General features: G+C 59.8%; 21 protein-coding genes. 9 read left to right on the forward strand and 12 right to left on the reverse strand.

The window, feature by feature from the left end:
* The first annotated feature begins 24 nt into the window (after positions 1-24).
* Genes EYC95_RS26800 through EYC95_RS26820 form a run of 5 tightly spaced genes read left to right on the forward strand, consistent with a single transcriptional unit; the run spans position 25 to position 9374 of the window.
* Positions 25-1737, forward strand: a complete 1713-nt coding sequence (locus EYC95_RS26800; protein WP_131063009.1) for a DUF2138 domain-containing protein — start codon at positions 25-27, stop codon at positions 1735-1737.
* A complete protein-coding gene (locus EYC95_RS26805; RefSeq protein ID WP_131063010.1) occupies positions 1722-2372 on the forward strand; it encodes a DUF1175 domain-containing protein in 651 nt (216 codons plus the stop codon). The genes EYC95_RS26800 and EYC95_RS26805 overlap by 16 nt, the downstream gene beginning before the upstream one ends.
* A complete protein-coding gene (locus EYC95_RS26810; RefSeq protein ID WP_131063034.1) occupies positions 2369-6934 on the forward strand; it encodes an alpha-2-macroglobulin in 4566 nt (1521 codons plus the stop codon). Before EYC95_RS26805 ends, EYC95_RS26810 begins: the two co-directional genes overlap by 4 nt.
* A 1-nt stretch (position 6935) precedes the next feature.
* Positions 6936-8555 (forward strand): DUF2300 domain-containing protein, encoded by a 1620-nt coding sequence (locus EYC95_RS26815; RefSeq protein WP_131063011.1) that lies wholly within the window; start codon positions 6936-6938, stop codon positions 8553-8555.
* A gap of 3 nt (positions 8556-8558) precedes the next feature.
* A complete protein-coding gene (locus tag EYC95_RS26820; RefSeq protein WP_131063012.1) occupies positions 8559-9374 on the forward strand; it encodes a YfaP family protein in 816 nt (271 codons plus the stop codon).
* Between the two features lie 371 nt (positions 9375-9745).
* Here the strand turns inward: EYC95_RS26820 and EYC95_RS26830 are convergent, their stop codons facing one another.
* From EYC95_RS26830 to EYC95_RS26885, 11 genes are all read right to left on the reverse strand, one after another.
* Positions 9746-10048 carry a type II toxin-antitoxin system RelE/ParE family toxin gene (locus EYC95_RS26830; protein ID WP_131063013.1) on the reverse strand — a complete coding sequence of 101 codons (303 nt, stop codon included), beginning with the start codon at positions 10046-10048 and terminating at the stop codon, positions 9746-9748.
* Positions 10038-10277, reverse strand: a complete 240-nt coding sequence (locus EYC95_RS26835) for a type II toxin-antitoxin system RelB/DinJ family antitoxin (protein WP_131063014.1) — start codon at positions 10275-10277, stop codon at positions 10038-10040. The genes EYC95_RS26830 and EYC95_RS26835 overlap by 11 nt, the downstream gene beginning before the upstream one ends.
* Before the next feature lie 476 nt (positions 10278-10753).
* Positions 10754-11500: a S24 family peptidase gene (locus EYC95_RS26840; protein ID WP_131063015.1), complete on the reverse strand. Its 747-nt coding sequence runs from the start codon at positions 11498-11500 to the stop codon at positions 10754-10756.
* 231 nt (positions 11501-11731) lie between these two features.
* A complete protein-coding gene (gene ppa / locus EYC95_RS26845; protein WP_028620880.1) occupies positions 11732-12259 on the reverse strand; it encodes an inorganic diphosphatase in 528 nt (175 codons plus the stop codon).
* Positions 12260-12532: 273 nt separating this feature from the next.
* Positions 12533-13345 carry a zinc-dependent peptidase gene (locus tag EYC95_RS26855; RefSeq protein ID WP_131063016.1) on the reverse strand — a complete coding sequence of 271 codons (813 nt, stop codon included), beginning with the start codon at positions 13343-13345 and terminating at the stop codon, positions 12533-12535.
* 6 nt (positions 13346-13351) lie between these two features.
* Complete coding sequence (locus EYC95_RS26860) at positions 13352-14008, reverse strand: DedA family protein (RefSeq protein ID WP_131063017.1); 657 nt, start codon at positions 14006-14008, stop codon at positions 13352-13354.
* A gap of 240 nt (positions 14009-14248) precedes the next feature.
* Positions 14249-14707, reverse strand: coding sequence for an N-acetyltransferase (locus EYC95_RS26865; RefSeq protein WP_131063018.1), 459 nt, complete (start codon positions 14705-14707; stop codon positions 14249-14251).
* A 120-nt stretch (positions 14708-14827) separates the two neighbouring features.
* Positions 14828-15652 (reverse strand): ethanolamine ammonia-lyase subunit EutC, encoded by an 825-nt coding sequence (gene eutC / locus EYC95_RS26870; RefSeq protein WP_165557512.1) that lies wholly within the window; start codon positions 15650-15652, stop codon positions 14828-14830.
* An 8-nt stretch (positions 15653-15660) separates the two neighbouring features.
* Positions 15661-17055: an ethanolamine ammonia-lyase subunit EutB gene (locus EYC95_RS26875; protein ID WP_131063020.1), complete on the reverse strand. Its 1395-nt coding sequence runs from the start codon at positions 17053-17055 to the stop codon at positions 15661-15663.
* Between the two features lie 50 nt (positions 17056-17105).
* A complete protein-coding gene (gene eat, locus EYC95_RS26880) occupies positions 17106-18554 on the reverse strand; it encodes an ethanolamine permease (RefSeq protein ID WP_131063021.1) in 1449 nt (482 codons plus the stop codon).
* Positions 18555-18669: 115 nt separating this feature from the next.
* Positions 18670-20190 (reverse strand): aldehyde dehydrogenase family protein, encoded by a 1521-nt coding sequence (locus EYC95_RS26885; protein ID WP_131063022.1) that lies wholly within the window; start codon positions 20188-20190, stop codon positions 18670-18672.
* 300 nt (positions 20191-20490) lie between these two features.
* Between EYC95_RS26885 and EYC95_RS26890 the strand changes: the two genes are divergently transcribed.
* Positions 20491-22404, forward strand: a complete 1914-nt coding sequence (locus EYC95_RS26890) for a sigma-54-dependent Fis family transcriptional regulator (RefSeq protein ID WP_131063023.1) — start codon at positions 20491-20493, stop codon at positions 22402-22404.
* 36 nt (positions 22405-22440) lie between these two features.
* On the opposite strand, the gene EYC95_RS26895 is transcribed toward EYC95_RS26890, so the two are convergent.
* On the reverse strand, positions 22441-23592 hold the full coding sequence (locus tag EYC95_RS26895) for a molecular chaperone DnaJ (protein ID WP_131063024.1): 1152 nt from the start codon (positions 23590-23592) through the stop codon (positions 22441-22443).
* 196 nt (positions 23593-23788) lie between these two features.
* Here EYC95_RS26895 and mpl point away from each other — a divergent pair, with 196 nt between their 5' ends.
* The 3 genes from mpl to EYC95_RS26910 are packed head-to-tail and all read left to right on the forward strand — an operon-like array spanning position 23789 to position 26044.
* The gene (gene mpl, locus EYC95_RS26900) at positions 23789-25138 is read left to right on the forward strand and encodes a UDP-N-acetylmuramate:L-alanyl-gamma-D-glutamyl-meso-diaminopimelate ligase (protein ID WP_131063025.1); all 1350 of its coding nucleotides are present in this window, start codon (positions 23789-23791) and stop codon (positions 25136-25138) included.
* The gene (gene ubiX, locus EYC95_RS26905; protein ID WP_010467349.1) at positions 25135-25767 is read left to right on the forward strand and encodes a flavin prenyltransferase UbiX; all 633 of its coding nucleotides are present in this window, start codon (positions 25135-25137) and stop codon (positions 25765-25767) included. The genes mpl and ubiX overlap by 4 nt, the downstream gene beginning before the upstream one ends.
* On the forward strand, positions 25760-26044 hold the full coding sequence (locus EYC95_RS26910) for a YceK/YidQ family lipoprotein (protein WP_131063026.1): 285 nt from the start codon (positions 25760-25762) through the stop codon (positions 26042-26044). Before ubiX ends, EYC95_RS26910 begins: the two co-directional genes overlap by 8 nt.
* Positions 26045-26051: the final 7 nt, after the last annotated feature.

Below are 26051 nucleotides of genomic sequence, written 5' to 3' on the forward strand. Positions count from 1 at the left end.
CACGGATGAATTGGGTTTTGTTAAATGAGCGATAACACTGTTTCCCCGGCCGCCGACGTACCTGCTGCCAAACCTTCACGTCGTTGGCCGGCCGTGCTGATTGGGCTGTGCCTGGTGGCTGGTGTCGCGGGCGGGTTGGGGTGGTTCATGCATAAACCCAAAGCGCCACCGGCAGAGTTGGCCAGTGACAAACTGGGCATGAGCCGCCCGGACGGTCTGCTCGAAACCCATTCCTTGAGCCAGTTGCCCAAGGATTTGTTGGCCGTGCCATTCCTTAAGGAAACCCTGACCGAAGATTTCGTCTTCTATTACGAAGCGCATGCCGATCGCCTTGGCTTGATCGGCAGTCTGCGGCGGATCATTTACGAACATGACCTGAAGTTGCAGGACAGCCTGATCGAGCAGCTTTTCGATCAACCGGCGGACGTGGCGCTGTGGCGCGGGGCGGACGGTCGACTCAAGGATTTCCTGTTGGTGATGGATCGCGGTGGTCTGGCCAAGGTGCTGGAGCCTCTAGCGAAAGTGGCGCTGGATGATTCGCAGTTGACGCAACTCGGTGACATCAAGGTCGCCGGCGATACGGTGCCGCTGTATCAGCTCACCTACAACAACAGCAAAGCGCTGCTGTTTGCCTCTTATGGCGACAAGCTGGTGGTGCTGTCCAATCCTTCGAAACTGTACGACAACAGTAATGGCCCGATCGATGAGCGCGGCATGGTTTCGACTCAATCGCTGGAAACATTGCTCGGCGGCCAGAAACTGTTCCCCGAAGCCTTCGGCCTGCCACCGCGCACGCCCGAGGTGAAACAACGCCTCTCCGTCAACGCCAGCGTTCTGGCAATGGGTTACCAGCGTTTCATTCCAAACTTCGCCGGCCTGCGCTTCGACATGGACGACAAGGGCTGGCACAGCTTCCTCGCCATGGACGAACTGGAAAACCAGCCGGACTTCGATTTCAAACCGATCTGGCAAGCCATGCCGATGGGCGCCAGCGCTTGCGTGGCCCTGCCGCTCGCCGTCGAACAACAGAAACCGCTGCTGGTAAAACTCGGCGCCGACGAAAACGTGGCCCAGTCCCTGACCGAACACATGGCCGGTGCCGCCGGCCTGTGCTGGTACGCCGATTCGCGGCTGTACACGCCACTGCTGGTGGCCAGCCTGAACGATGATGACAGCGCCAGACTCGACGGCGACCTGGGCAATCTGTTCGGTTCGATGGTCGGTGCCTACGAAGGCAACGTTGAAGAGCATGCATTCCCGGTGACCGAGAAACAGGAAGGCAAGACCCATCAATGGCAGCGCCAGGTCAGCTCCAACTTCGGTCCTTACAAGGCCAAGGACGCCGCGCAACCGGACGCGATCACCGGCAAGGCTTTCATGAAAGTGAGCCTGGCGCGTCACGACTCGACGCTGCTGTTCTCCCTCGACGACAAACTCGTGGACAAGGCCCTCGGCACCCTCGACAAACGCTTTCCGCCAATGGCCGACGTCGTGCCGAAAGACTTGCTGATGCCGGTCTACTTCGGCCCGGATTCCATGGCGCAACTGATGCAACAGGAAACCCTCGACAGCTTGCCGCAGGATATGGAACCGGTGTTTTACAACGCCGCGCAAACTTACCTGATCCCGAAACTGCGCAAGCTCGGCGGTTATGGCAAATACGCCCTGACCTTGCCCGAAGGCAGTGAGCCCGACGGCCATTGGCAGTGGCTGCCGCTGGAATGGAAAGCCCTGTGACCGCACTCATCCGAGGCCTCGGCCTGCTGGCGATGTTGCTGGGCAGTCGCGCATTTGCCGGTGAAGCCGCACCGCTGGATCCGCAGCAATCCCAGGTGTTCCGCGCCTGGTTCGTGCGCATCGCCCAGGAACAACTGACCCAAGGACCGAGCCCGCGCTGGTATCAGCAGGACTGCGCCGGGCTGGTGCGTTTCGCTGCCAACGAAGCGCTGAAAGTCCATGACGACAAATGGCTGCGCAGCAATGGCCTGTCCAATCGCTACCTGCCGCCGGAGCTGCAATTGAGCGAAGCCCAGCGCGGCCTCGCCCAGCAATGGCAGCAGGGCGGCGGCAAGGTCGGGCCGTACGTCAACGCGATCAAACTGATTCAGTTCAACAGCCATCTGGTCGGTCGGGATCTGGCGCAAGCCCGCCCCGGCGACCTGATGTTTTTCGATCAGGGCGACGACCAGCACCTGATGATCTGGATGGGCCGCTACATCGCCTATCACACCGGCACCACCACCCCCACTGACAACGGCATGCGTTCCGCGAGCCTGCAGCAACTCATGACATGGAAGGACACCCGATGGATACCCGACGCAGCCAACCCCAACTTCATCGGCGTCTATCGACTGAACTTTCTCTCCCAATGATCGGTGCCCGCATGTTGCGTTTTCTGCCTCTGCTGTTGGTATTAGGGCTGCCTTTCTCGGCGGTCAATGCCGAAGACACCGTCGAGCCGAGCGGCTACACGCCGGTGGCCGGTGAAAGCTTCTTCCTGCTGGCCGACAGCAGTTTCGCCAGCGACGAGCAAGCGATGGTGCGCCTCGAAGCGCCGGGCCGCGACTATCGCCGGTTCCGCATGGAGCCTTACGGCGGCGCCGACATTCGGGTGTATCGCATCGACAAGCCGCTGGATTTCCTCAAGCGCCAGAAGAACCTGCACCGCGTGGTCAGCGACGGTCAGTTCAAGGGCGAAGGTCTGTCGAATACCCTCGCGTACCTGTGGGACAACTGGTATCGCAAATCCCGTCGGGTGATGCAGCGGGCGTTTTCCTACGAGTCGCGTAAACAAGTCACCGAGGAAGTGCCTGAGCTGAAGATGGGTGCCGCGATTGCTGCGCCAACGCCTTACGACGCACAGCCGCAATTCGCGCTGATCCCGGGCCTGCCAGTGGTCAGCCAGTTCCGTTATCCGCTGTGGCAAGCCAAGCCGATCCAGCCACCTACAGGTGTGAACCTCGCCGGTTCTTCCAGTGAGTTCGTCACTGTCGCGCCGGGCAACGTGTACATCCCGTTGGGCAACTTGAAACCCGGCCTGTATCTGGTGGAAGCGCTGATCGGCAAGTACCGCGCGACCACCATGGTTTTCGTTTCCAACACCGTCGCCGTGAGCAAGATTGCCGGTGATGAACTGGTGGTCTGGGCCGCGCGCAAACACGAAGGCAGTTCGGTGCCAAAAGTGAATGTGTTGTGGACCGATGGCCTCGGCGTGATGAGCAGCGGCGCCACCGATACCGATGGTTTGCTGCGCCTGAAACACGTCAGCCCGGAGCGTTCGTTCGTGATCGGCGAGGACGAGGAGGGCGGGGTATTTGTCTCCGAGAACTTCTATTACGACAGTGAAATCTACGACACCAAACTCTATGCGTTCACCGACCGGCCGCTGTATCGGCCGGGGGATTGGGTGTCGCTGAAAATCGTCGGCCGCGAGTTCAAGAACGCGCGGGATTCCGTGGCGCCGACCGCTGCCGACGTCAACGTTACCGTGCTCGATGCCACCGGCACCGCGCTGCAATCGTTGGCGCTGAAGCTCGACTCCAAGGCCGGCACCCAAGGCCGTTTCCAGTTGCCGGACAACGCGGTGGCGGGCGGTTATGAACTGCGTTTCAGCTACAAGGATCAGGCCTACAGCAGCGCTTTCCGTGTTGCCGAATACATCAAGCCGCACTTCGAAATCTCGCTGAACCTGGCCAAGCAGGATTACCGCACCGGCGAACCGGTGAAGGGCAGCCTGGTGCTGCTGTACCCGGACGGTAAGCCGGTAGCCGATGCCAAGTTGACCCTGAGCCTGCGCGCCCAGCAACTGTCGATGGTCGACAACGAGCTGCAATACCTCGGGCAGTTCCCGGTGGAACTGACCAGCACCGAACTGACCACCGACGCCAAGGGCAACGCGACCCTCGACCTGCCGGCCGCCGAGAAACCGAGCCGCTACATGCTCACCGTGTTCGCCAGCGATGGCGCGGCGTATCGGGTCAAGGCCACCAAGGAAATCCTCATCGACCGTGGCGCCGCGAGTTTCCGCTTGAGCGCTCCGCAGCGCTTCAGTGCAGTAGGCGACAAGGTTGCGTTCAGCTACGCCAACGAAGGCGGCAGCGAGGAGAGCAAGGCGGTCACGCCGGGCAGCTACAGCTGGGTGCGCCTGGAAGACCAGAGCACGGGCGAGGGCAAACTCGCCGCCACGGATAAAGGCTTCACGTTGGCCTTCGACCGTCCGGGCACCTACAACCTGACGTTGAAGGATGACCATGGCCGAGTCGTCGGCGCCAGCGGTCATTCGGTCACTGGCGATGGCGTCAAAGCGGTGCCGGGGACCGTGGAAATCGTCCTCGACAAACCCGAGTACAAGACGGGCGACGAAGCCCTGGCGTTGATCACCTTTCCCGAACCCGTCAGTGATGCCTTGCTGTCGCTGGAGCGCGACAAAGTCGAGGCCACGGCGTTGCTGTCCAAGGGCGGCGACTGGCTGAAGATGGAAAAACTCAGTGACACCCAATACCGCGCGCGGATTGCGGTGAAGGATAATTTCGCGCCGAACCTGACCTTCTCGGTGCTTTACACCAAGGGCGGTCAGTACAGCTTCCAGAACGCCGGCATCAAGGTGATTGCGCCGCAGATCGACGTGGCGATCGCCACTGATAAAGAGGCCTATCAGCCGGGCGATACCGTGTCGGTCGACCTGACCACCCAGTTCGCCGGCAAGCCGATCCCGGCGCACCTGACGGTCAGTGTGGTGGATGAAATGGTCTACGCGCTACAACCGGAAGTCGCGCCGACCATCGACCAGTTTTTCTACCACCCGCGCCGTAACAACGTGCGTACCAGCGCCAGTTTGTCGTTCATCAGCTACGACGTTGCGTTGCCGGGCAGCCCTGGCGCTCCGGGCAAAGCCAACCGCAGCGAGCGGGGCGTGAAAGTGCTGGAGCGGCCGCGTCGCGAAGACGTCGACACCGCCGCGTGGCAGCCGGAACTGATTACCGACGCCAACGGCAAAACCCGCTTCACCTTCAAGATGCCGGACTCGCTGACCCGCTGGCGCATCACTGCGCGGGCGATCGCCGATGACGGTCAGGTCGGGCAGAAGAAGCAATTCGTGCGCTCGGAAAAACCGTTGTACCTGAAGTGGAGCGGCCCGACCAAATTCCGCAATGGCGACAAACCGGACCTCGGTGTGTTCGCGTTCAGCCAGGCCGAAAAACCGGTCAAGGCTGAGCTGGTGATTCATTACGCGGGCGCCGAACAGCGCGTGCCGGTGACGCTGAATAACGGCATCAACTACATCGCGTTGCCGGCGTTCGCGCTGGCCTCGGGCGAGTGGACCGCCGAACTGGTGCAGGACGGCAAAACCGCCGACGCTCTGGCCGTGCGCCTGACCGCGACCGGCGAAGGCTGGCAGGTCACGCAAAGCCAAAGCCTGGACGTGGCCAGCGGTGACACGCCGCTGACCTTGCCGGCAGACGCCAGCGATATTCGCCTGCGTCTGGATGACAGTCCGCAAGCGCTGTTCCGTTCGGCGCTCGATGATCTGCTGAGTTATCCGTACGGCGGCGTTGAACAAACGGCCAGTCGTCTGCTGCCACTGAGCATTGCGTATCCGACCTTGTCGTCAAACCCGCAGATCCGCGATCGCTTGCGCCTGATCATGCAAAACAGCCGTCTGCGCCTGGTGCAAATGGCCGGGCCGTCGGCGAGCTTCACTTGGTGGGGCATGGACGGCGAGCCGGATGCGTTCCTTACGGCCTACGCCTATTACGCCGACTGGCACGCCAGCAAAGAGCTGGAACTGAGCCTGCCGCCGGAGCATTGGCAGCGGGTGCTGGAGGTCTATTCGAAGCAGGCGAAAAACACCCCTTTGTTGCAGCGAGCGTTGATTCTGTCGTTCGCCAAGCAGATGCAATTGCCGGTCAACACGTTGCTCAGTGGGTTGATGGATGACCTGGCGAAAGCAGGCGTGGGGAATGCGGCGAACCTGATGGAGGATGGCGAGGACAGCCTTGTCATGAGCGATCCGGATTCGGCGCTCGGCTTGGCGGCTGCTCGTTCGCTGACGGCATCGCTGGCGCGTCAGTCCAAGGTGGTTTTGCCCGACGCATTCAATCGTCAACTGCCGGATGCGCAACAACGGTTAGCGGTCAGTTCTCAGCCATTTGCCGAAGCCTTGAATCTGTCGCTGCAAGCCTTCGATCAGGCGCACGCTCAAGCGTTGTTGCAACGTTTGCTGCCGCAGCAATCGACCCTGGAGCGCGCTCTTGCGCTGACCTGGTTGCAACGCAGCATCGAGCAGGCATCGCCCACCATCGCACTGGCGCCGGGTGAAGGCTGGAAGAAAGAACACGGTGATACCGGTGAGATGTACTGGACGTGGCAGGGTGCCTCGCCTGTGCCAGCCGTGTTGTCGCTGACCGGGACGCAAGAACGTCCGTTGCGGGCTGCGTTGAGCTTCCAGACGAAGCAACCGCCGGTTGATCCGATGGCGGTGACCATCACCCGTCGCCTGTCTCGATTGGTGCCGGGTGACGAAGCGTTCCAGTTCAAGCTCGAAGCGGTGGGCAACAAACCGTTGTCCAGTGACGCGCTGTATCTGGACGAAGTGATCATCACCAGCAAAGCCGCCACGCCGTTGCGCTACGGGATGATTGAAGTGCCGCTGCCACCGGGTGCCGATGTCGAGCGCACGACCTGGGGCATCAAGCTCATGGGCAAGGCTGGCACCGAGCCGACCGCGCTGGAGAAAGCGCGTTTCGAGCCGGGGCAAATGGCCTATGCGATTCCAGTCGATGCCTTGAGCGGCGAACTGCGCCTGCGTCACTTGGTGCGCTTCTCGCAGAAAGGCCAGTTCAACCTGCCGCCGGTGCGTTTCACTCAGGTCTACGCGCCACAACGTCAGGCCCAGGAACAGAAACCGGCCCTCGGCCAGGTCACGGTCAACTGACATGACCCGACCGCTTGTCTGGTGGCTGCTGTGTTTGATTCCTGCGCTGGCAACAGCGCAGGACGATCCGCTGCGTCTGGGCTTCAAGGGTGAATTGATTTCGTTGAGCCCGACTCAGGTGATTTCCCGCGAGCCAATGCCTGCCGATTTGCAGGCGCCATTGGGCAGTTTGTGGAAGTTGTTCGTTTACGGCTGGCTGGTGGACACCGGTGCCCGTGAGCCGGCGTATGAGTGCCGCGGGCAGTCGAAAGAGGAAGTTTATTGCTGCACGGCTGGCGGCAAGATTGAGCGTGATCAGGCGTTGGTGAAGTCGTGTGGCTTGTATTTTGAGCCTGCGCGTTTGGGTATTTCTGATGCTGGATGGCGGGAGTATTGGCAGGCGCGGCAGGCACCGGAGTGGTTGCTGAATTTGCCCTCGTTGCAGCCTTCTACGCGAGTGTCGGTGGCGGAATTACTGAAGGTGCTGGCCGTGATGCCGGCGCAGGATCAGGCGCGGCGGGTGTTGCTCGATGTGGTGCTCAATGCGGCTGACGGCAATGTTGTCGGCGAACTCGGTGGCCGATTACGGGTGAAAACCTGGAGCTGGTTGGGCGATCAGGATCCATCGTCGCGCCAGGGCGGGTTCGCCGGTTGGATGACGGACGGCACGCCGATCTGGGCGGGCGGGCGCGGGACCAGTCAAATGGTGCTTCGTCATTATGGGGCTGCGTTGGCTTCGGTGTTGCCCGTGGATTGGCCCGTGGATGTGGGACGTTGCGTCGAAGTCGGTCTGTTTTCCCGGTATCCGATCAGGCGAGTTCTGGCCGGGGATCACGTTGTGGCTTCCGGGCCTCTGCAGGGCGACTATCGTGTTGAATTCGCCAATGGCAATCAGCTGGATATCCACAGCGATGGTGAGCTGTTTTTGGTGGGTGAAAAACTGGTCGCACGTCTGGACCGTGAAGAGTACGTCGCCCGCGTCCTGCAACGAGAAGCCAAACCTGAACCCGCTGAAGCCGCCAAAGCCCTGGCCGTCGCCATCCGCACCTACCTGCTGCAAAACGCCACGCGCAACGGCGACTGCCTGAGCATCGACGACAGCAGCAGCCGCCAACGTGTCGCCCCACGCCCGGCCACCGCCGAATCACGCAACATTGCCGCCTGGACCAGCGACCTGGTCCTCGCCGGCAGCACCGTCACCTATCACTCCGACCAACCCGGCCCGGACAAACTGTCCTGGCAGCACGCCGTCGAACAAGCCAACACCGGCCAACGCTACGACGCCATCCTGCTGCACGCTTACCCGCGCGCGAGCCTCAGCCGCTGGGACAACCCCGTCGCCTCCTGCGAAGCACTGCCCGCCGCGCAAGACTGGCTAAAAAAGCAACGCCGCGGCTGGCGTGCGCGTTTGGAAAGCGAGGTCGGCTACAACGACGTCAGCACCTTCGCCGTTTGCCGTCTGGCATTCGGCCGCCCCTATGTCGACCGCGAACGCCAACGCATCTACGTGCGCGGCGTGCTGTCGCTACAGGATCGCCTCGACCTGACCCACGAATACCTGCACCTGGCCTTTGAAGCACACCCGAATGGCCAGGATGAAACCTACATCGAAGGGCTCGCCCGTCACCTCTTGCTGGAATAGGCCATGAAACTCCGTTATCCACAGGTCTTCCTGTTCCTTTGTTCTTTTTGTGTATTGCCGACAGTTTTTGCGGCGAAGAGCGCCGTGAAACTCGATACGCCCGTTGGCGGCTGGCGCACCGGCGCGGCGGAGGGGGAAGGTGAAAACTTTCGTCAGACCGTTAACTACCCGGCGTCGTCGGTGAATACGCCGGTGGGGCAGGCCAACACGGCGCGTATCATGGGTCAGATCAAAGCCATGCCCAAGTCAGGTGAAACCGGTCGGTTGATCGTCAACGGCGTCAGCATGCCGCTGAAGATTGATCCGGCTGGGCGCTTTGATCGACCGTTCTCGTTTCCGAATGGCAGCAACAGCGTTGAAGTTCGTAGCCCTGATGGGCAGCAGCGGCATCGCACGCAATTTCTCAACGCCAGTGGCGGCGCTACGCCGGCCAAGTTGCGGGTGTTGCTGGCTTGGGATAGTGACGGCACGGATCTGGACTTGCACCTCATCACGCCTGACGGCGCGCACATCTGGTACGGCGATCGGGTTGTGCCAAATGGCGCGGCGCTGGATGTTGATGTTACGACCGGGTACGGGCCGGAGATTTTCGCTATGCCGGCGCCGATCAAGGGGCAGTATTTGGTGTATGTGAATTACTTCGGGGGTGGGTATCGGAGTGATGAGGAAGGGCAGGAGGAGGCGGTTCAGCCGCTGACCACGGCACAGGTGACGGTGATTACGGAGGAAGGGACGCCGAATGAGAAGATGGAGACGTTCCTGGTGCCGATGCGGGCGGTGGGGGAGTTGACGTTGATTAAGGGGTTTAGTTACCCGTGAGGCCAGTCAAAAAAGTTGCGTACACCACCTGCCTTGGCAGCGTACCAGCGGCGGGTTTCAGGACTGAGCAATTTGTCCAGCAGCGCTAACTGGTAATACCAAGGCAATTGCGCAAGCACCTCCTGCACAAATTCTATGTCTGGCGCTTCGGGAGCGACACGCATGTATGTGAGATTGCCTGGCGGAAAATCTTCATGTCGGAAAAAGCTGCGCGAAAAACCTGAGCCAAGAGTCGAGCACTGTGGCTCCTCAGCCCTGTTGTGCATGCCCAAACCGCCAACCACCGCCGTGACGTAAGGTCAGGCTCAGTTGCAGAAGCTGGAAAGCAATGTCGTCCAGCATTTGTCGCAGCAATTCTGCGACAAATCAAATTAGTCAGCAGTCTGCTGACTAATTCGGTCCTGTGCATCTTGGTAAGCGACTTGACGCTCGCGCTTCCCGATGGCAACCACAAACACCACCACTTCCTGATCGAGGACCTGGTAGATCAGCCGATAGCCGGCGCTGCGTAATTTGAGTTTGTAGCAGTCAGGCAGTTGGCGAAGCCGATTGGCTTCAATACGAGGATTGTCGAGTATTTCAGCAAGCTTCTTCTTGAACTGTTGGCGTAACGTGTCGCCCAGTTTGTTCCACTCTTTCAACGCGCGACGATCAAATTCGAGGCTATAGGTCATCCAGGCTTACCTTGACTCGCTGAGGGGCGGTAAGACGTTCGGTGACCACGGCGATGAGCACTTCATCCTCTTCGCTGAGTAATGCAGCTTTGAAAGGCAATTTGCCGCGCTCGGCGACGTATTGAAGGGTTTGGCGCAGAAGTTCGGAAGGCGTTACCCCGAGTTTTTCCAGCTCAGCAAATGAACGCTGCTTCAGATCATCGTCGATGCGGATGTTAATGGAAGCCATGGTGACGTGCCTGTAATGACGTTTGTCGTTACGGTAGCAATTGCGGTGCTATCCCGACAACCCTCATTTAGAGTTTTCAGATGACAGGCATGCTTTTCTCCCGGGCATTAAAAAGCCGGCTTGTGGCCGGCTTCTCGGGGACTGGCTTGGTTCATTTTTGGTAAACCGCGCCAGCCTTCAAAACGTACACCCGGATCTTGCGTCCGGCTGTGGGACTCGGCGAGAAAATCATCTGCCTTGTCGGTGCGATCAGAGCCGCGGGGCGGGGTGATGCGCAAATGTGGGGCGCAGCATACTGATTTTTTTTGGGGATTCCCAGCGTAGTGTGCGTCTTAGAGCCATCGGGGGCTCGGGATCAGGTAATCCACCCGGATTTTTTGGGTGAACGAGCCATCGCTTTCGCGGGCAAGCCCGCTGCCACAGGGATTGTGTGATGCCTGTGGGAGTGGGCTTACTCTTGAAAATGCACTCAGGTATTACAGAAACGGCACCGCCGGCCGTCGTTTATTCAGTGTCGACCACCAAAACACCCACCCCATCACCCTGATGTTTTGCTTCTCAATCTGCTCGGCATTGAAGATCTCGTCCGGGTGCTCGGCTTTGTTGTAGCTGCGCAACCGCAGCGCATTGCCAGGCATCCGGTGCAGGTATTTGATTCGCAGCATTCCGTCGTGCTCGATGGCGTAGATTTCGCCGTCAATCACCTTGGTCAGTCCACGGTCGATGGCGAGTGTGGAGCCGTCCTCAATCCTGGCTCCCATGCCGTTGCCGAGCATGTGGACGCAGAACACATCCGCATGGTTGATTTCCAGGGAGTCGAGGTGGCTTTTGGGTAGGCGGATGAATTGGCCGGGGTCTTCGATGACGTGGGTTTTGTAGGACCCCGGGGCGATGGGCATTTCTTTGTAAACGGGCAACTCGACATCGGTAGGTTCGACCACCGTGTAGATGCCGCGGATGGCCTGGGCGTCGAAGGTGTTGCCTGACTCGTCGAGCAGGCGCAGGTGTTTTGAGCTTTGTGGACCTTCGCCGGTCTTGAGCCAGTCGCTGTTTACCGACAGTAGTCTGGAAACCTCTTCCATGCGGTAGGCGGGCACACCGCGGGTGTACCAGTTATGGATATTTTGCGGCTCCGTGTCGAAGAAAGCGGCAAATCCTGTCGTCGTTATTTTCGCTTCTTCGAGGAGCGTCTTAAACCGTGGGCCGCTAGTGTTCTTTTTCATAAACACGAGTCTACGGGCGCTGGGCCGGGCTTTGAATAAACGAACCGTTCAAATTTCGAGGGAAATTTACGACCGGATGTAAGACGTATTTGGAACAAATTAAACAAGAAAAAACTGAAGTGGTCGCTTGGTAAACGCGGCGTTTAAAAGCCACTTTATGAACGCCCACAAAAAACCCCGGATCAACCGGGGTTTTCTTCAAGTCGTCACAGGCGCGAGGCCAATGGCGTCTCAGCCTTTATAGGCAGCAACCGACTTCATGATCTCGGTGCGAGCGGCTTCTGCGTCGCCCCAACCTTCGATCTTCACCCATTTGCCTTTTTCGAGGTCTTTGTAGTTCTCGAAGAAGTGCTTGATCTGTTCCAGCAGCAGCGGAGGCAGATCGGTGTATTCCTTCACGTCGACGTACAGCTGGGACAGCTTGTCGTGTGGGACTGCGATGACTTTGGCATCGCCGCCGCCGTCGTCGGTCATGTGCAGGATGCCGACTGGACGAGCGCGGATGACCGAGCCTGGCGCAACCGGGTAAGGGGTCACGACCAGCACGTCGAGGGGGTCACCGTCGTCGGCCAGGGTGTTCGGGATGAAACCGTAGTTGGCCGGGTAGAACATCGGGGTGGCCATGAAACGGTCAACGAACAGGCAATCGCTGTCTTTGTCGATTTCGTATTTGATCGGCGCGTGGTTGGCCGGAATCTCGATCGCGACGTAGATGTCGTTCGGCAGGTCTTTGCCAGCCGGAATCTTGCTGTAGCTCATTGGGCGGTGCCCCCGTTAGTTGACCAAAAACACTTGGCCGGATTGACCAAAAAGTGGCGGCGATTATAGGCATATTCCTGCGCCGACGCCACGTACCAGAGGTCGTAGAGACCCTAGTGCCCAGCCTCACCGATACTGTTGCTTTTTGACGGCGTCCGTTGCGGTCATGCTGCGTTGCCGCTCCTCGCCATAGCCAGCTATGACTCGTCGCGGCGCCTTGCCTGACCACAACGGCCACTCGTCAAAAGAGCAACGTATCGGTGAGGCTGGGCACTAGTCGTGTGCCTGATAGACCGGGTCTTCGGCCAGAAGTTGCCGCAACCGGGCCAGCGGGTCCTGGCGGTAAAACAGCTTCAACTGCTCATAGACCTGAGGATACGCCTCGTGCAGCAAATCCGGGGCACTGAAGAAGTATTCGCTGGTGACCGCGAAGAACTCGGCGGGGTTTTCCGCCGCGTACGGGTCGATGGCCGTTTCGGCGTCCGGATTGCGGTCAAGGTGCCGGTTGAGGTCATCGTAGGCGTGCTGCATGACCTTGGCCCACTCGCTGACCCGCATGTCGGGGTGCAGCGGTGGCAAGCCGTTGGCGTCGCCGTTGAGCATGTCGAGTTTGTGCGCGAGTTCGTGGATGACCAGGTTGTAGCCTTCCCAGCCGCCACTGGCCATCACGCCGGGCCAGGCGAGGATGATCGGGCCTTGCTGCCAGGCTTCGCCGCTGTGTTCGCCATCCCACTCGTGTTCGACGCCGCTGGCATCGCGATGCCGTTGAGGGCTGAGGAAATCGTCGGGGTAGAGGACGATTTCGTGGAAACCCTGGTACCAGTTCAGATCGCCGAGATGCAACAGTGGCAATTGCGCTTGAGCGGCGAGCAGCAACCGTTGCTCCTGGTGGAGTTCGACGCCGGGCAGGGCGGTCAGGTGTTTATCTTCCAGGAACAGCACGCAGGCTTCGCGCAGCCATTGATCTTCGGCGGCGCTGAGGCCATCGAGAAAACTCAAGTGCTGGCGCACCCGTTGCCACAGGTCGTCGGCAACCAGGTGTCTGGTCAGGATGCGCCGGCGACGCCAGGCGCTCAGGGACCACATCGCGAGTCAGCGCGATTGGGCTTTGGACGCGGATTTGCCGAAGCGGCTGCGGACCACGCCGATGATCATCGGCACCAGCGACAGCAGGATGATGCCCACTACCAGCAGCGAAAGATTGGACTTGATGAACGGTACGTTGCCGAAGAAGTAACCGAGCGTCACCAAGCCGCCGACCCACAAAATGGTGCCGAGGACGCTGAAGGCAAAGAACCGGAGGTAAGGCATTTTGGCGACACCGGCGACGAACGGTGCAAACGTGCGGATGATCGGCAGGAAACGCGCCAGGGTCACGGTCTTGCCGCCGTGCTTGTCATAGAAGTCGTGGGTCTGTTGCAGGTAGTCGCGGCGGAAGATTTTCGAGTTCGGGTTGCTGAACAAGCGTTCGCCCGCGGTTCGGCCGATGACGTAGTTGGTGCTGTCGCCGAGGATCGCCGCCAGCATCAGCAGGCCACCCAGCAACACCGGGTCCATGCCGCCGCCGGCCGCCACGGCGCCCGCGATGAACAGCAGGGAGTCGCCCGGCAGGAACGGCATTACCACCAGACCGGTTTCGCAGAAGATCACCAGAAACAGGATGGCGTAGATCCATGGCCCGTAGTTGTTCACCAGCAAGTCGAGGTAAACATCGAGATGCAGGATAAGGTCGATCGGGTTGAAATCCATGGAGAGCACCTGTGGTGACGGCCAGACTCAGCAGGCCTGTGCGGATGACTTCGCGAAAGCCTACAGATGAGTGTAGTTTTTCTTACAAGCCGAAAAGGCCGGCATTATACGGGCTGAGTGGTGAAGCGCGCGTCGAGATTGTAGCGGGGGATGTCTATGGCGCGATCGGAAGTCTGGTGACAATAAATAACCCTTCTGTGATGAGGGCGCACGATCCCTCATCACAGAAGCTGGCAAGCATCAGAGCTCGTCGCTGATGGGCAACACGTAGTTCTTGAACTCGGTATCTTCCTTGAACCCGATGGACTCATAGGTTTTCTGCGCGATTTCGTTGTCGCTGCTGGTGGATACGCGCATGCGCACGGCATTGGTTTCCTTGGCCATTTTTTTCGCGGTGCGCATAAGGTTGTCTGCGACTAACTGCCGGCGGGCGTCTTCGGCGACATAGATGTCGTTGAGAATCCACACACGTTTGAGCGAAAGGGACGAAAAGCTCGGGTACAACTGACAGAAACCCATCAGTTTGTCGTTGCCATCGGCCAGCGCCAGGTAAATCACCGATTCCTTGCGTCGCAGGCGTTTTTCAAGGAACGCCCGGGAGGAGTCCGGATAGGCCAGTGAGCCATAAAACTCGCGATATTTGACGAACAACGGGGTCAGCAGGTCCAGGTGTTCGAGGGTCGCTTGGATAATCCGCATTGATAAGTCTCGTCTTCAAGTGGCTGTCTTCACGTGCTCTGACGGCGAACGGTTCTTCACTCGGGCAGCCGTGCTTCGATCCTGCCTGAAATCGGAACAGAAACGCAATGCGGAAACGGTTCAGGTATTCGGCGGGCTCAGTAGGAAATTACCTTTCATGTCCGCACCGGCGTCCGACTCCAGCGTATGAACCTGGGCTTCGTCCTTCAGATTGACCCCCGATAACTGCCGACGGCAAGCCTCGCGCATCAGGTACAACAAGCGGTGTGCCGCCATTCCGTAGCTCAGGCCCTCGAGCCGGACATTGGAGATGCAGTTGCGGTAGGCATCTGTCAGCCCGACCTTTGGATTGTAGGTGAAATATAAACCCAGACTGTCCGGCGAACTAAGGCCAGGGCGTTCACCGATCAGGATCACCACCATTTTCGCGCCGAGCAGCTCGCCAATCTCGTCAGCCACGGCGACCCGGCCTTGCTCCACCAACACCACAGGCGACACGGACCAGCCTTCAGCTTCAATCTGCTCTTGCATCCGCGCCAGAAACGGCAAGGTATGGCGATGAACGGCCAGCGCTGACAAGCCATCGGCGACCACGATCACCAAGTCCACCCCGCCAGGTTTGGCCCGCGCGTATTCGCGCAGGGTTCGGGCCGAGTCATCGCTCAACTTTCGCCCCAGATCGGGGCGCTGCAAGTAACTGTCCCGGTTCGGGGCTGCACTGTGCAGCAGCAAACTCTCGCGCCCGGCTTCGGCCAATTGGGAGCTGAGCCCGGCATGGTCGAATGGCAGGTGCACCGCGTCCCGGGCCTGTGCGTGGGCGTACTGGAAATCCAGTTGCGCACTCGTCGGCATGCTGGTGCCGGTGCGGCCCAGTGCAATCCGCGCCGGGGTCAGGCGACGCAGTTCCAGCAACGGATTCTCTGGATCAACAGGTGGTTTATCCATTTCAACACTCATCCCAGTTGCGCCATCGCTTGGCGGAAGGCTGGAGGCAGGCTGTCGCCGAAGTGAATCTTTCCGTCCACCTGAGTAAGGATGCCCATTTTCGCCAGCCATTGTTCGAACTCCGGCGCCGGTTTCAGGCCCAGCGTCTGGCGGGCGTAAAGGGCGTCGTGGAACGAGGTGGTCTGGTAGTTGAGCATGATGTCATCGGAGCCGGGGATGCCCATGATGAAATTGATCCCGGCTACGCCCAGCAGGGTCAGCAGGGTGTCCATGTCGTCCTGGTCGGCTTCGGCGTGGTTGGTGTAACAGATATCGCAACCCATCGGCACGCCCAGCAGCTTGCCGCAGAAGTGGTCTTCGAGGCCGGCGCGGATGATCTGTTTCCCGTTGTAGAGGTATTCCGGGCCGATGAATCCTACGACGGTGTTGACCAGGAACGGTTTGAAATGGCGCGCCACGGCGTAGGCTCGGGTTTCGCAGGTTTGTTGATCGATGCCGTGGTGGGCGTTGGCTGACAGGGCGCTGCCTTGGCCGGTCTCGAAATACATCAGATTCTGGCCCAGGGTGCCGCGATTCAGGCTCAGGCCGGCTTCATAACCTTCCTGCAGGACATTCAAGTTGATGCCGAAACTGGCGTTGGCCGCTTCGGTGCCTGCGATCGACTGGAACACCAGGTCCAGCGGAACACCGCGATTGATTGCTTCGATGGACGTGGTGACGTGGGTTAAAACGCAAGCTTGTGTAGGAATTTCGTAGCGCTGGATGATCGCGTCGAGCATTTCCAGCATGGCGCAGATCGACGCGATGCTGTCGGTGGCCGGGTTGATCCCGATCATCGCGTCACCATTGCCGTACAGCAGACCGTCGAGAATGCTCGCCGCAATGCCGGCCGGTTCGTCGGTGGGGTGGTTGGGTTGCAGGCGTGTGGATAACCGCCCGCGCAAACCCATCGTGCCGCGGAATTTCGTGACCACGCGGATTTTTTGCGCCACCAGCACCAGATCCTGCACGCGCATGATCTTCGACACGGCGGCGACCATCTCCGGGGTCAGGCCGGGCGCCAGGGCGCGCAGGCTCTGTTCGTCGGCCGCATCGCTCAGTAGCCAGTCACGGAAACCGCCGACGGTAAGGTGGCTGACAACTGCGAATGCGTGGTTGTCGTGAGTGTCGATGATCAGTCGGGTGACTTCATCGGCCTCGTAAGGAATGAGTACTTCCAGCAGGAAGTGAGTCAGCGGAATGTCAGCCAGGGCCATTTGCGCAGCCACGCGTTCGCCATCGTTAAGTGCCGCGACGCCAGCCAGGAAATCCCCTGAGCGTGCCGGACTGGCCTTGGCCATCACCTCCTTGAGGCTTTCGAAGCGATAAGTCAGGCCACCGACAGTGTGAGCAAAACTAGCCATACAGATTCTCCGTGACGGCGCAGACAGGGCTGCGCCGTGATTTCTGGCCGTTAGTGCAGGACTTTTTCAGCGTTCTGAATGGCCGCGAATTCTTCTTCGGGCGTGCCTGCTACCAAGTGATGCCGACTGTAGAAGGCAAAGTAAGCAATTAACACTCCATAGATGATCGCAGCGCCAATCACTACACGCGGGTCCACCAGAAAACCCGCCACCACGGCGATGCAAGCCAGCACCAGCGCGACACCCGAGGTGAAGATACCGCCCGGCGTGCGATATGGCCGGTCCATTTTGGGGCGCCGAATACGCAGTGTGATGTGCGCCGCCATCATCAAGACGTAGGAAATGGTCGCGCCGAACACTGCCACCAGAATCAGCAAGTCACCCTGACCGGTCAGCGACAAGCCGAATCCGATGATGCCGGGAATAATCAGTGCCAATACGGGAGCCTTGCTCTTGTTGGTTTCTGACAGTTTGCGCGGCAGGTAGCCGGCGCGGGACAGCGCAAAGATCTGCCGCGAGTAGGCGTAGATGATCGAGAAGAAACTGGCGATCAGACCCGCGAGGCCCACCAGATTGACGAAGTGGCCCATCCAGGTCGAGCCACCATAGGCTTTGCTCAGCGCTTCGACCAACGGGTTACCCGAGGTCATCAACGCATTGGCGCCCGCACCGCCAGGGCCGATGACCAGAATAAGCAGGGCAAAGGTCACCAGCACCAGCATTGCGCCAATCAACCCGCGTGGCAGGTCGCGTTTCGGGTTTTTGGTTTCCTCTGCCGCCAGTGGCACACCTTCAACGGCCAGGAAGAACCAGATCGCGTAAGGAATGGCCGCCCACACGCCGACGTAGCCGAACGGCAGGAAGCTGCTGGCGCCCTTGGCCTCGGTCACCGGGATGTCGAGCAGATTGGCGACGTTGAAGTGCGGCACCATCGCCACCAAAAATACACCCAGTGCCAGGGCAGCGACGGCGGTGATGACGAACATCAATTTCAGGGCTTCGCCGACCCCGAAAATGTGAATGGCGATAAAGATGATGTAGAACGCCAGGTAAATCATCCAGCCGCCGATGCCGAACAGTGATTCGCAATAGGCGCCGATAAACACCGCGATCGCCGCCGGGGCAATGGCGTATTCGATCAGGATCGCGGTCCCGGTCAGAAACCCGCCCCACGGCCCAAATGCGCTTCGGGCAAAACCGTAGCCGCCACCGGCGGTAGGGATCATGGACGACAGTTCCGCCAAGGAAAAGCACATACACAGGTACATGGTCGCCATCAGCAACGTGGCGATAAACATGCCGCCCCAGCCACCCTGGGCCAGTCCGAAGTTCCATCCTGCGTAATCGCCCGAGATGACGTAGGCCACGCCCAGACCCACCAGCAGGACCCAGCCTGCCGCACCTTTTTTCAGTTCCCGTTGCTGGAAGTAGTCGGAGCCGACTTTTTCAAAGTCGACCGAGGAGGTAGCCGGCTGCACGCTGGCTTGATCGCTAGGCATAGGGTTCACCTGTTCTTATTGTTTTTGACCGGCGTGATTGCCGGGTTGGCGCGAAGGCCCGATGTGCAAGCAAGCTCACTCTCACAAGGAGAGTGGCTTGCCTGCGACAGACGGTTTAGAAGAAGCCCAACGGATTGATGTCGTAGCTCACCAGCAGGTTTTTGGTCTGCTGATAGTGATCGAGCATCATTTTGTGGGTTTCACGACCGACGCCGGATTTTTTGTAACCGCCAAACGCGGCGTGCGCCGGGTACAGGTGGTAGCAGTTGGTCCACACACGACCGGCCTTGATGGCGCGGCCCATGCGATAGGCGCGGTTGATGTCGCGGGTCCAGAGGCCGGCACCGAGACCGAACTCGGTGTCGTTGGCGATGGCCAGGGCTTCGGCTTCGTCCTTGAAGGTGGTGATGCTCACCACAGGGCCAAAGATTTCTTCCTGGAACACACGCATTTTGTTGGTGCCCTTGAGCAGGGTCGGCTGGATGTAGTACCCGGTCGCCAGGTTGCCCTCGAGTTTTTCCACCTTGCCGCCGGTCAGCAGCTCGGCGCCTTCGCCCTTGGCGATTTCCAGGTACGAAAGGATTTTGTCGAATTGCTGCTCGGACGCCTGGGCGCCGACCATGGTGTCGGTGTCCAGCGGGTCGCCACGTTTGATCGACAGCACTTTCTTCATGACCACTTTCATGAAGTCGTCGTAGATCGACTCTTGCACCAATGCACGGGATGGGCAGGTGCAGACTTCGCCCTGGTTGAAGAACGCCAGCACCAGGCCTTCGGCGGCTTTTTCGATGAAGGTTTCTTCGGCTTGCATGATGTCGGCGAAGAAGATGTTCGGCGACTTGCCTCCCAGCTCCACGGTGCACGGAATGATGTTTTCGGCGGCGCATTTCATGATGTGCGAGCCGACCGGGGTCGAGCCGGTGAAGGCGATCTTGGCAATGCGTTTGCTGGTGGCCAGCGCTTCGCCGGCTTCTTTGCCGAAGCCTTGCACGACGTTCAGCACGCCCGGCGGCAGCAGGTCGCCGATCAGCTCCATCAGCACGGTAATGCCCAGCGGCGTTTGCTCGGCAGGCTTGAGCACCACGCAGTTACCGGCAGCCAGGGCCGGGGCGAGTTTCCAGGCGGCCATCAGGATCGGGAAGTTCCACGGGATGATCTGCCCGACCACGCCCAATGGTTCATGGATGTGATAGGCCACAGTGTTGCCATCGATCTCGGCGGCGCTGCCTTCCTGGGCGCGGATGCAACCGGCGTAGTAGCGGAAGTGGTCGGCTGCCAGCGGGATGTCGGCGTTGAGGGTTTCACGCACCGCTTTGCCGTTGTCCCAAGACTCGGTGATCGCCAGGACTTCCAGGTTCTGTTCGATGCGGTCGGCGATTTTCAGCAGCACCAGCGAGCGAGCCTGGACGGACGTGGCGCCCCAGGCATCGGCGGCCGCGTGGGCAGCGTCCAGGGCTTTGTCGATGTCTTCGGCCGTGGAGCGCGGGAATTCGGCAATCGGTTGGCCATTCACTGGCGAGGTATTGGTGAAGTACTGACCTTTGACAGGCGCGACGAACTCGCCGCCGATGTAGTTACCGTATTTGCTCTTGAACGAAACGATAGCGCCTTCAGTACCGGGGTGAGCGTAACGCATAGTGATTTCTCCTTGGCTTTTGTGCTTATAAGGGAGAGCGCATGTGCGCTTGTTATAAGCGTAGAGCAAAGGTCGGGCCACTGCCTTGCAGGTCAGGCAAATCAAGGCCTTGCGTGGTTTTTGCCGGACAGGCGGATGATGTCTGTGACGCTTTCGGTACAGCCTGGATGACACTTTGTACTGCTTATGGCACAACGTGCGACGGGGCGGTCTCGCCAGCATTGCAATGCTCCGATGGCTGGAGGATGCTGGGCGTCACCTCATGCACGGGTCGCCGAGCCCCGGGGAGAACAATCAGAAATGCACGACAACCATTTGAGTCGCCATGCCCAGCAGGTCCTGACCGTCACTCAGGGGAAATCCCACCTGCGCGGTCCCGGCAGCGATCCGTCGATTGCCCGTTCCTGGCTGCGTTGTCTTGAGGATTATCACCTCGACCCGGCCCTGACCATGGCACCCACGGTGCTGGAACATGGCCGCGTACTGGAAAGCCGCGAGCGCTTGCAGCAAGTGCTGCACATCGCCGGCAGCGAAATGACCAGCCTTCACCAGCAACTCTCCGGCGCCGGCCATGCGGTCTTGCTGACCGACGCCCGCGGCGTGATCCTCAATTGCGTCACCGCGCCGGCCGAACGGAAGATTTTCGAACGCGCCGGCCTCTGGCTCGGCGCTGACTGGAGCGAAGCGTGCGAAGGCACGAATGGCATCGGCACCTGTCTGGTGGAGCGTCAGTCCCTGACCATCCATCAGGACGAGCACTTTCGCGGCCGTCACACCGGGCTGACCTGCTCGGCGAGCCCGGTGTTCGACCCTCACGGCGAACTGCTGGCCGTGCTCGACGTGTCCTCGGCGCGCCACGAGGTCTCTCGTCAAAGTCAGTTCCACACCATGGCCCTGGTCAATCTTTCGGCGAAGATGATCGAGAGCTGTTATTTCCTGCGTTATTTCGACAATCAATGGCTGCTGCGTTTTCACCTTCAGGCCGAATCCGTCGGGTTGTTCAGCGAAGGGTTGCTGGCGTTTGACGGGGAAGGGCGGATCAGTGCGGTCAACCAAAGTGCGCTGAACCTGCTGGGGCATATTCGCGGTGGGTTGCTGGGCAAACCGGTGGAGGCGTTTTTCGACTGCTCGCTGGATGAATTGCTCGGCCGCGCCAGCGTCAATGCCAGCGCCAGTTGGCCGTTGCGCACGCGCGACGGGCGGAGTCTGTTTGCCGTGTTGCGTGGGCAGCCGCGCAGCATTCCGGTGCCGGTGGTGCAAAGCCCGGTGATCGTCGAACCTTCGCGCTTGGCGGGCATTTGTCTGGGCGACACCGGGTTGCAGGAAGACTTCCGCAAATCCTTGCGTGTGTTCGAACGGGACGTACCGCTACTGATCAACGGCGAAACCGGATCCGGCAAAGAAGCGTTTGCCAAAGCCGTCCACCAGGCCAGCCGGCGGGCAGATAAAGCCTTCGTCGCGCTCAACTGCGCCGCCATCCCCGAAAGCCTGATCGAGAGCGAACTGTTTGGCTATCGCGGCGGCAGCTTTACCGGTGCTCGCAAGGAAGGCATGCGCGGCAAGTTGCAACAGGCCGATGGCGGGACCTTGTTCCTCGATGAAATCGGCGACATGCCCCTGGCCTTGCAGACCCGGCTATTAAGGGTGCTGGAAGACCGTCAGGTGGTGCCGATCGGCGGCGAGCCGGAATCGGTCAATGTGCGGATTATCAGCGCCACTCACCGTAATTTGCTGGAGCGGGTGCAGGACGGCAGCTTCCGCGAAGATTTGTATTACCGGCTCAATGGGTTGGAGATTGCGTTGCCGGCGTTGCGTGAACGCAGTGATAAATCGCAGTTGCTTGATTTTCTGCTGGCCGAAGAGGCGGGCGAGGAAACCGTACTGATCGACAGTCAGGCACGCCAAGCGTTGCTGGCCTTCTCCTGGCCGGGGAACGTGCGGCAATTGCGCAATGTGCTGCGCACGTTGGCGGCGTTGTGTGATGGCGGGCGGATTGGCCTTGAGGATTTGCCGACGATGATTCGTCAGGATCGGCTGCTACCGGTCGCTGCCCCTGAACAGCCGTCGGAGCATCCGCTGGAGGATGCCGAGCGGCTGGCCCTGCTTAATGCCCTGGAAGAACAGCGCTGGCACATGACCCACACCGCCGAGCAATTGGGCGTCAGCCGCAACACCCTTTATAGAAAGTTGCGCAAGCATGGGATTGCTCGTTAAGGAGCGTGGAGTTGATTCAAACCCGATGACCGATATTCAGCGGAATAACGAATCCGGGAACTTGTCGAACTGTTCATCGAACAGGTCCGCTTCAAGGTCCATGGCGTCCATCTTCTTCTGATATTCCCTTTGCGCCTTGAGCCAGGCTTTCAAGATGTTGGGGTCCTTCAGTTCTTCGCGCAGGCCGTTCAGCTCCTCTGTGTCGTTGATTAGCATGTCGAGCTGATATTGGTACTTGCCAGCCAGGTTCTTCGGCGTCACCTCATCGAACGGATCGAGCTGGAATTGCTGTTTGAACGCCAGCTCCATTTCGAACACTTCGTTTTGCAGCTTTCCGAGTTGCTCGGACAATACCTGGTTGTAATGTTTAAGCCGATCGGCGGGAAGTGCATCAAGGGTGTCTGCGCTGATGTGCTCGATTTCCAATTGCAGTTGCAGCAGATCAAGCAGGTTCCGTTCGCCATAGGCGAGGTTGACTCGTTGCATCAGCACGGTTTTGCGTTCGCGCTCGTCGGGGTCTGTTTCTCGATCGGGGTGCAGGGCACTGGCCAGCTTGCGATAAATTTCGCGCACAGATTGGCTGGCTTGGGCGGCGTCCGCTTCCTGGCGCAGGTGGCTTGCGGTTTTTTTGCCGGTGCTTTGCTGCTGCTGCGCCGTTTGCTCGGCCCACAGGCGCTCGTGCATTTTTTGCGCAATTTCCTCAGCAGATAACGTGTCGATATCGTCGCCCAGATCAACGCCGAAGATCTCTTGCAATCCCTGTTTCAATAACTCGTCGTCTTCACTCGCGTCGGCATCGAAGTCACGACCGCTGTGCTTGTTGTACAGCGCTTTTAAGGTGGCTTTATCTTCATCGGTGTAGTTGCCGCTATCGATCAACGACAAGGTCTGGGCGCAAATCTCCTGAATCAACGTGTGGCGATCGGTTTTCGAGAGTTTTATCCGTTCGCTGAGTTCATCCAGAACATGCACAAGCTCAAGCGAGCGTTGACTAAATGTGTGGAACTGAGGAATGAACTCCTCGCGCCAGCGTTCAATATATAAAGGGGTGGCGGTTTCCCATGCCAGGAGCGTCTGGCGCTGTGTTTCGATTTTTTTGACAAGTCCGTTGAATTTCCGCTGCCCGGCGGACAGTTTTTTCGTGCTTGAGCCAGGCGTGATGCTGATTTGAGACGTCTTGTTATTCATGAGCAGTTTCCGAGCAGTCATCGGGAGGTGAGGGCGGTATTATCAAGGAAACCCGTGCCGTACTGTGCTGCCGCACAGCGTGGGCCGATTCTGATTGTCGAGTAGCATAATGGGAAGTCATCGTCGGCCAGTCTAAACACAAGGTGCGATTTTCCCCACCCTACGCTAACCTGCGGCCATGTTTACGAGGTCGACTATGCACATTCATATTCTTGGTATCTGCGGCACTTTCATGGGTTCGATGGCGGTTCTGGCCAAAGAGCTGGGCCATCACGTGACGGGCTCCGATGCCAACGTCTATCCGCCTATGAGCACTCAGCTTGAGGCGCAGGGCATTGAGTTGACCCAAGGCTACGATCCCGCCCAACTCGATCCGGCGCCGGATCTGGTGGTGGTCGGCAACGCCATGTCCCGCGGCAACCCGGCCGTCGAATACGTGCTGAACAAAGGCCTGCCGTACGTCTCCGGTCCGCAATGGCTGGCGGATCATGTGCTGCAAGGTCGCTGGGTCCTGGCTGTCGCCGGCACTCATGGCAAAACCACCACCAGCAGCATGCTCGCCTGGGTCCTGGAGCACGCGGGCATGAGCCCGGGTTTCCTGATCGGCGGCGTGCCGCAAAACTTTTCGGTGTCCGCGCGCTTGGGCGATACGCCGTTCTTCGTGATCGAAGCCGACGAGTACGACAGCGCGTTCTTCGACAAGCGCTCCAAGTTCGTTCACTACCGCCCACGCACGGCGATCCTGAACAACCTGGAATACGATCACGCCGACATCTTCCCCGATCTGCCCGCCATCGAGCGGCAGTTTCACCATTTGGTGCGGACCATCCCGAGCGAAGGCCTGGTGATCCACCCGACCACCGAGCCGGCATTGCAGCGCGTTATTGAAATGGGCTGCTGGACCCCGGTGCAAACCACCGGTGCCGGCGGTCAATGGCAGGTCAAACTGCACAGCGAAGACGGTTCGAAGTTCGAAGTGATGTTCGAAGGCGTCGCCCAAGGCATCGTCGATTGGGACATGACCGGCCAGCACAACGTGGCTAACGCCCTGGCCACATTGGCAGCGGCTCGCCATGTTGGCGTGGTGCCTGCCATGGGCATCGCCGCGTTGAGCGCGTTTAAAAGCGTGAAACGCCGGATGGAGAAAGTCGCCGAAGTGCGTGGCATCACCATCTACGACGACTTCGCTCACCACCCGACGGCGATTGCGACGACCCTCGACGGCCTGCGCAAACGCATCGGCGATGCGCCGTTGATTGCGATCATCGAGCCGCGTTCCAACTCCATGAAGCTCGGTGCTCACCGCGACGGCTTGCCGGAAAGCGTGGTCGATGCCGATCAGGTTATCTGGTACGCCCCTGCCAACCTCGGCTGGGACCTGGGCGCGACCGCAGCGTTGTGCACCGTGCCGTCGATTGTCAGCGATTCGCTGGAAGGCATCATCGAGCGCGTGAAGAGCCAGGCCCAGCCCGGCACTCACGTGGTGATCATGAGCAACGGCGGCTTCGGCGGCCTGCACGGCAAACTCGCCGAGGCGCTGCAATGAACAACGGCCCGGAACGCATCACCCTCGCGATGACCGGCGCTTCGGGCGCCCAGTACGGTTTACGCCTGCTCGACTGTCTGATACGCGAAGACCGCGAGGTGCATTTTCTGATCTCCAAGGCTGCGCAACTGGTGATGGCCACCGAGACAGACGTCACGCTGCCGGCCAAACCGCAGACGATGCAGGCCTTCCTCACTGAATACACCGGCGCGGCCGCCGGCCAAATCAAGGTGTACGGCAAGGAAGACTGGATGTCGCCGGTAGCCTCGGGCTCCGGGGCGCCTGCGGCGATGGTGGTGGTGCCTTGTTCCACCGGGACCTTGTCGGCGATTGCGACCGGTGCCTGCAACAACCTGATCGAGCGTGCTGCCGATGTGACATTGAAAGAGCGTCGACAGCTGATTCTGGTGCCGCGTGAGGCGCCGTATTCGAGCATTCACCTAGAGCACATGCTCAAGTTGTCGAACATGGGTGTGACGATTTTGCCGGCTTCGCCGGGCTTCTATCATCAGCCGCAGACAATCGATGACTTGATCGACTTTGTGGTGGCACGGATTCTCAACCTGTTGAACATTCCGCAAGACATGCTGCCGCGCTGGGGCGAACATCATTTGAGCAGCGATGAATAAACTGCTGATTATGCTGTTGGCGCTGCAACTGACGGGCTGCGCCACGGCGCGCACGCTGGATGCCGCCAAGCCGGGGGCGCCAGTGGTGTACGCGGGGACGCGCCTGGATTTGTACGCCATGAACGGTGGGTGCTGCGCGATGGACCGGTTTGGCGCCGAAGCGCCGAGCTACCCTGGCGTTGATCTGCCGGCCAGCGCGTTGCTCGACACGCTGTTGTTGCCGTTGTCGCTGCTGACGGTGATCGGAGTGGGTTTTCAAGCGACGGGCGGGTTGTAGCGTTCGG

It is taken from the genome of Pseudomonas sp. BGI-2 (assembly GCF_004310295.1).
Lineage (GTDB): Bacteria > Pseudomonadota > Gammaproteobacteria > Pseudomonadales > Pseudomonadaceae > Aquipseudomonas.

Excerpts from the sequence above, each read along its gene's own strand:
- EYC95_RS26800 (WP_131063009.1), top strand. The coding sequence starts at position 25 with ATGAGCGATAACACTGTTTCCCCGGCCGCCGACGTACCTGCTGCCAAA.
- EYC95_RS26805 (WP_131063010.1), top strand. The coding sequence starts at position 1,722 with ATGGAAAGCCCTGTGACCGCACTCATCCGAGGCCTCGGCCTGCTGGCG.
- EYC95_RS26810 (WP_131063034.1), top strand. The coding sequence starts at position 2,369 with ATGATCGGTGCCCGCATGTTGCGTTTTCTGCCTCTGCTGTTGGTATTA.
- EYC95_RS26815 (WP_131063011.1), top strand. The coding sequence starts at position 6,936 with ATGACCCGACCGCTTGTCTGGTGGCTGCTGTGTTTGATTCCTGCGCTG.
- EYC95_RS26820 (WP_131063012.1), top strand. The coding sequence starts at position 8,559 with ATGAAACTCCGTTATCCACAGGTCTTCCTGTTCCTTTGTTCTTTTTGT.
- EYC95_RS26830 (WP_131063013.1), bottom strand. The coding sequence starts at position 10,048 with ATGACCTATAGCCTCGAATTTGATCGTCGCGCGTTGAAAGAGTGGAAC.
- EYC95_RS26835 (WP_131063014.1), bottom strand. The coding sequence starts at position 10,277 with ATGGCTTCCATTAACATCCGCATCGACGATGATCTGAAGCAGCGTTCA.
- EYC95_RS26840 (WP_131063015.1), bottom strand. The coding sequence starts at position 11,500 with ATGAAAAAGAACACTAGCGGCCCACGGTTTAAGACGCTCCTCGAAGAA.
- ppa (WP_028620880.1), bottom strand. The coding sequence starts at position 12,259 with ATGAGCTACAGCAAGATTCCGGCTGGCAAAGACCTGCCGAACGACATC.
- EYC95_RS26855 (WP_131063016.1), bottom strand. The coding sequence starts at position 13,345 with ATGTGGTCCCTGAGCGCCTGGCGTCGCCGGCGCATCCTGACCAGACAC.
- EYC95_RS26860 (WP_131063017.1), bottom strand. The coding sequence starts at position 14,008 with ATGGATTTCAACCCGATCGACCTTATCCTGCATCTCGATGTTTACCTC.
- EYC95_RS26865 (WP_131063018.1), bottom strand. The coding sequence starts at position 14,707 with ATGCGGATTATCCAAGCGACCCTCGAACACCTGGACCTGCTGACCCCG.
- eutC (WP_165557512.1), bottom strand. The coding sequence starts at position 15,652 with ATGGATAAACCACCTGTTGATCCAGAGAATCCGTTGCTGGAACTGCGT.
- EYC95_RS26875 (WP_131063020.1), bottom strand. The coding sequence starts at position 17,055 with ATGGCTAGTTTTGCTCACACTGTCGGTGGCCTGACTTATCGCTTCGAA.
- eat (WP_131063021.1), bottom strand. The coding sequence starts at position 18,554 with ATGCCTAGCGATCAAGCCAGCGTGCAGCCGGCTACCTCCTCGGTCGAC.
- EYC95_RS26885 (WP_131063022.1), bottom strand. The coding sequence starts at position 20,190 with ATGCGTTACGCTCACCCCGGTACTGAAGGCGCTATCGTTTCGTTCAAG.
- EYC95_RS26890 (WP_131063023.1), top strand. The coding sequence starts at position 20,491 with ATGCACGACAACCATTTGAGTCGCCATGCCCAGCAGGTCCTGACCGTC.
- EYC95_RS26895 (WP_131063024.1), bottom strand. The coding sequence starts at position 23,592 with ATGAATAACAAGACGTCTCAAATCAGCATCACGCCTGGCTCAAGCACG.
- mpl (WP_131063025.1), top strand. The coding sequence starts at position 23,789 with ATGCACATTCATATTCTTGGTATCTGCGGCACTTTCATGGGTTCGATG.
- ubiX (WP_010467349.1), top strand. The coding sequence starts at position 25,135 with ATGAACAACGGCCCGGAACGCATCACCCTCGCGATGACCGGCGCTTCG.
- EYC95_RS26910 (WP_131063026.1), top strand. The coding sequence starts at position 25,760 with ATGAATAAACTGCTGATTATGCTGTTGGCGCTGCAACTGACGGGCTGC.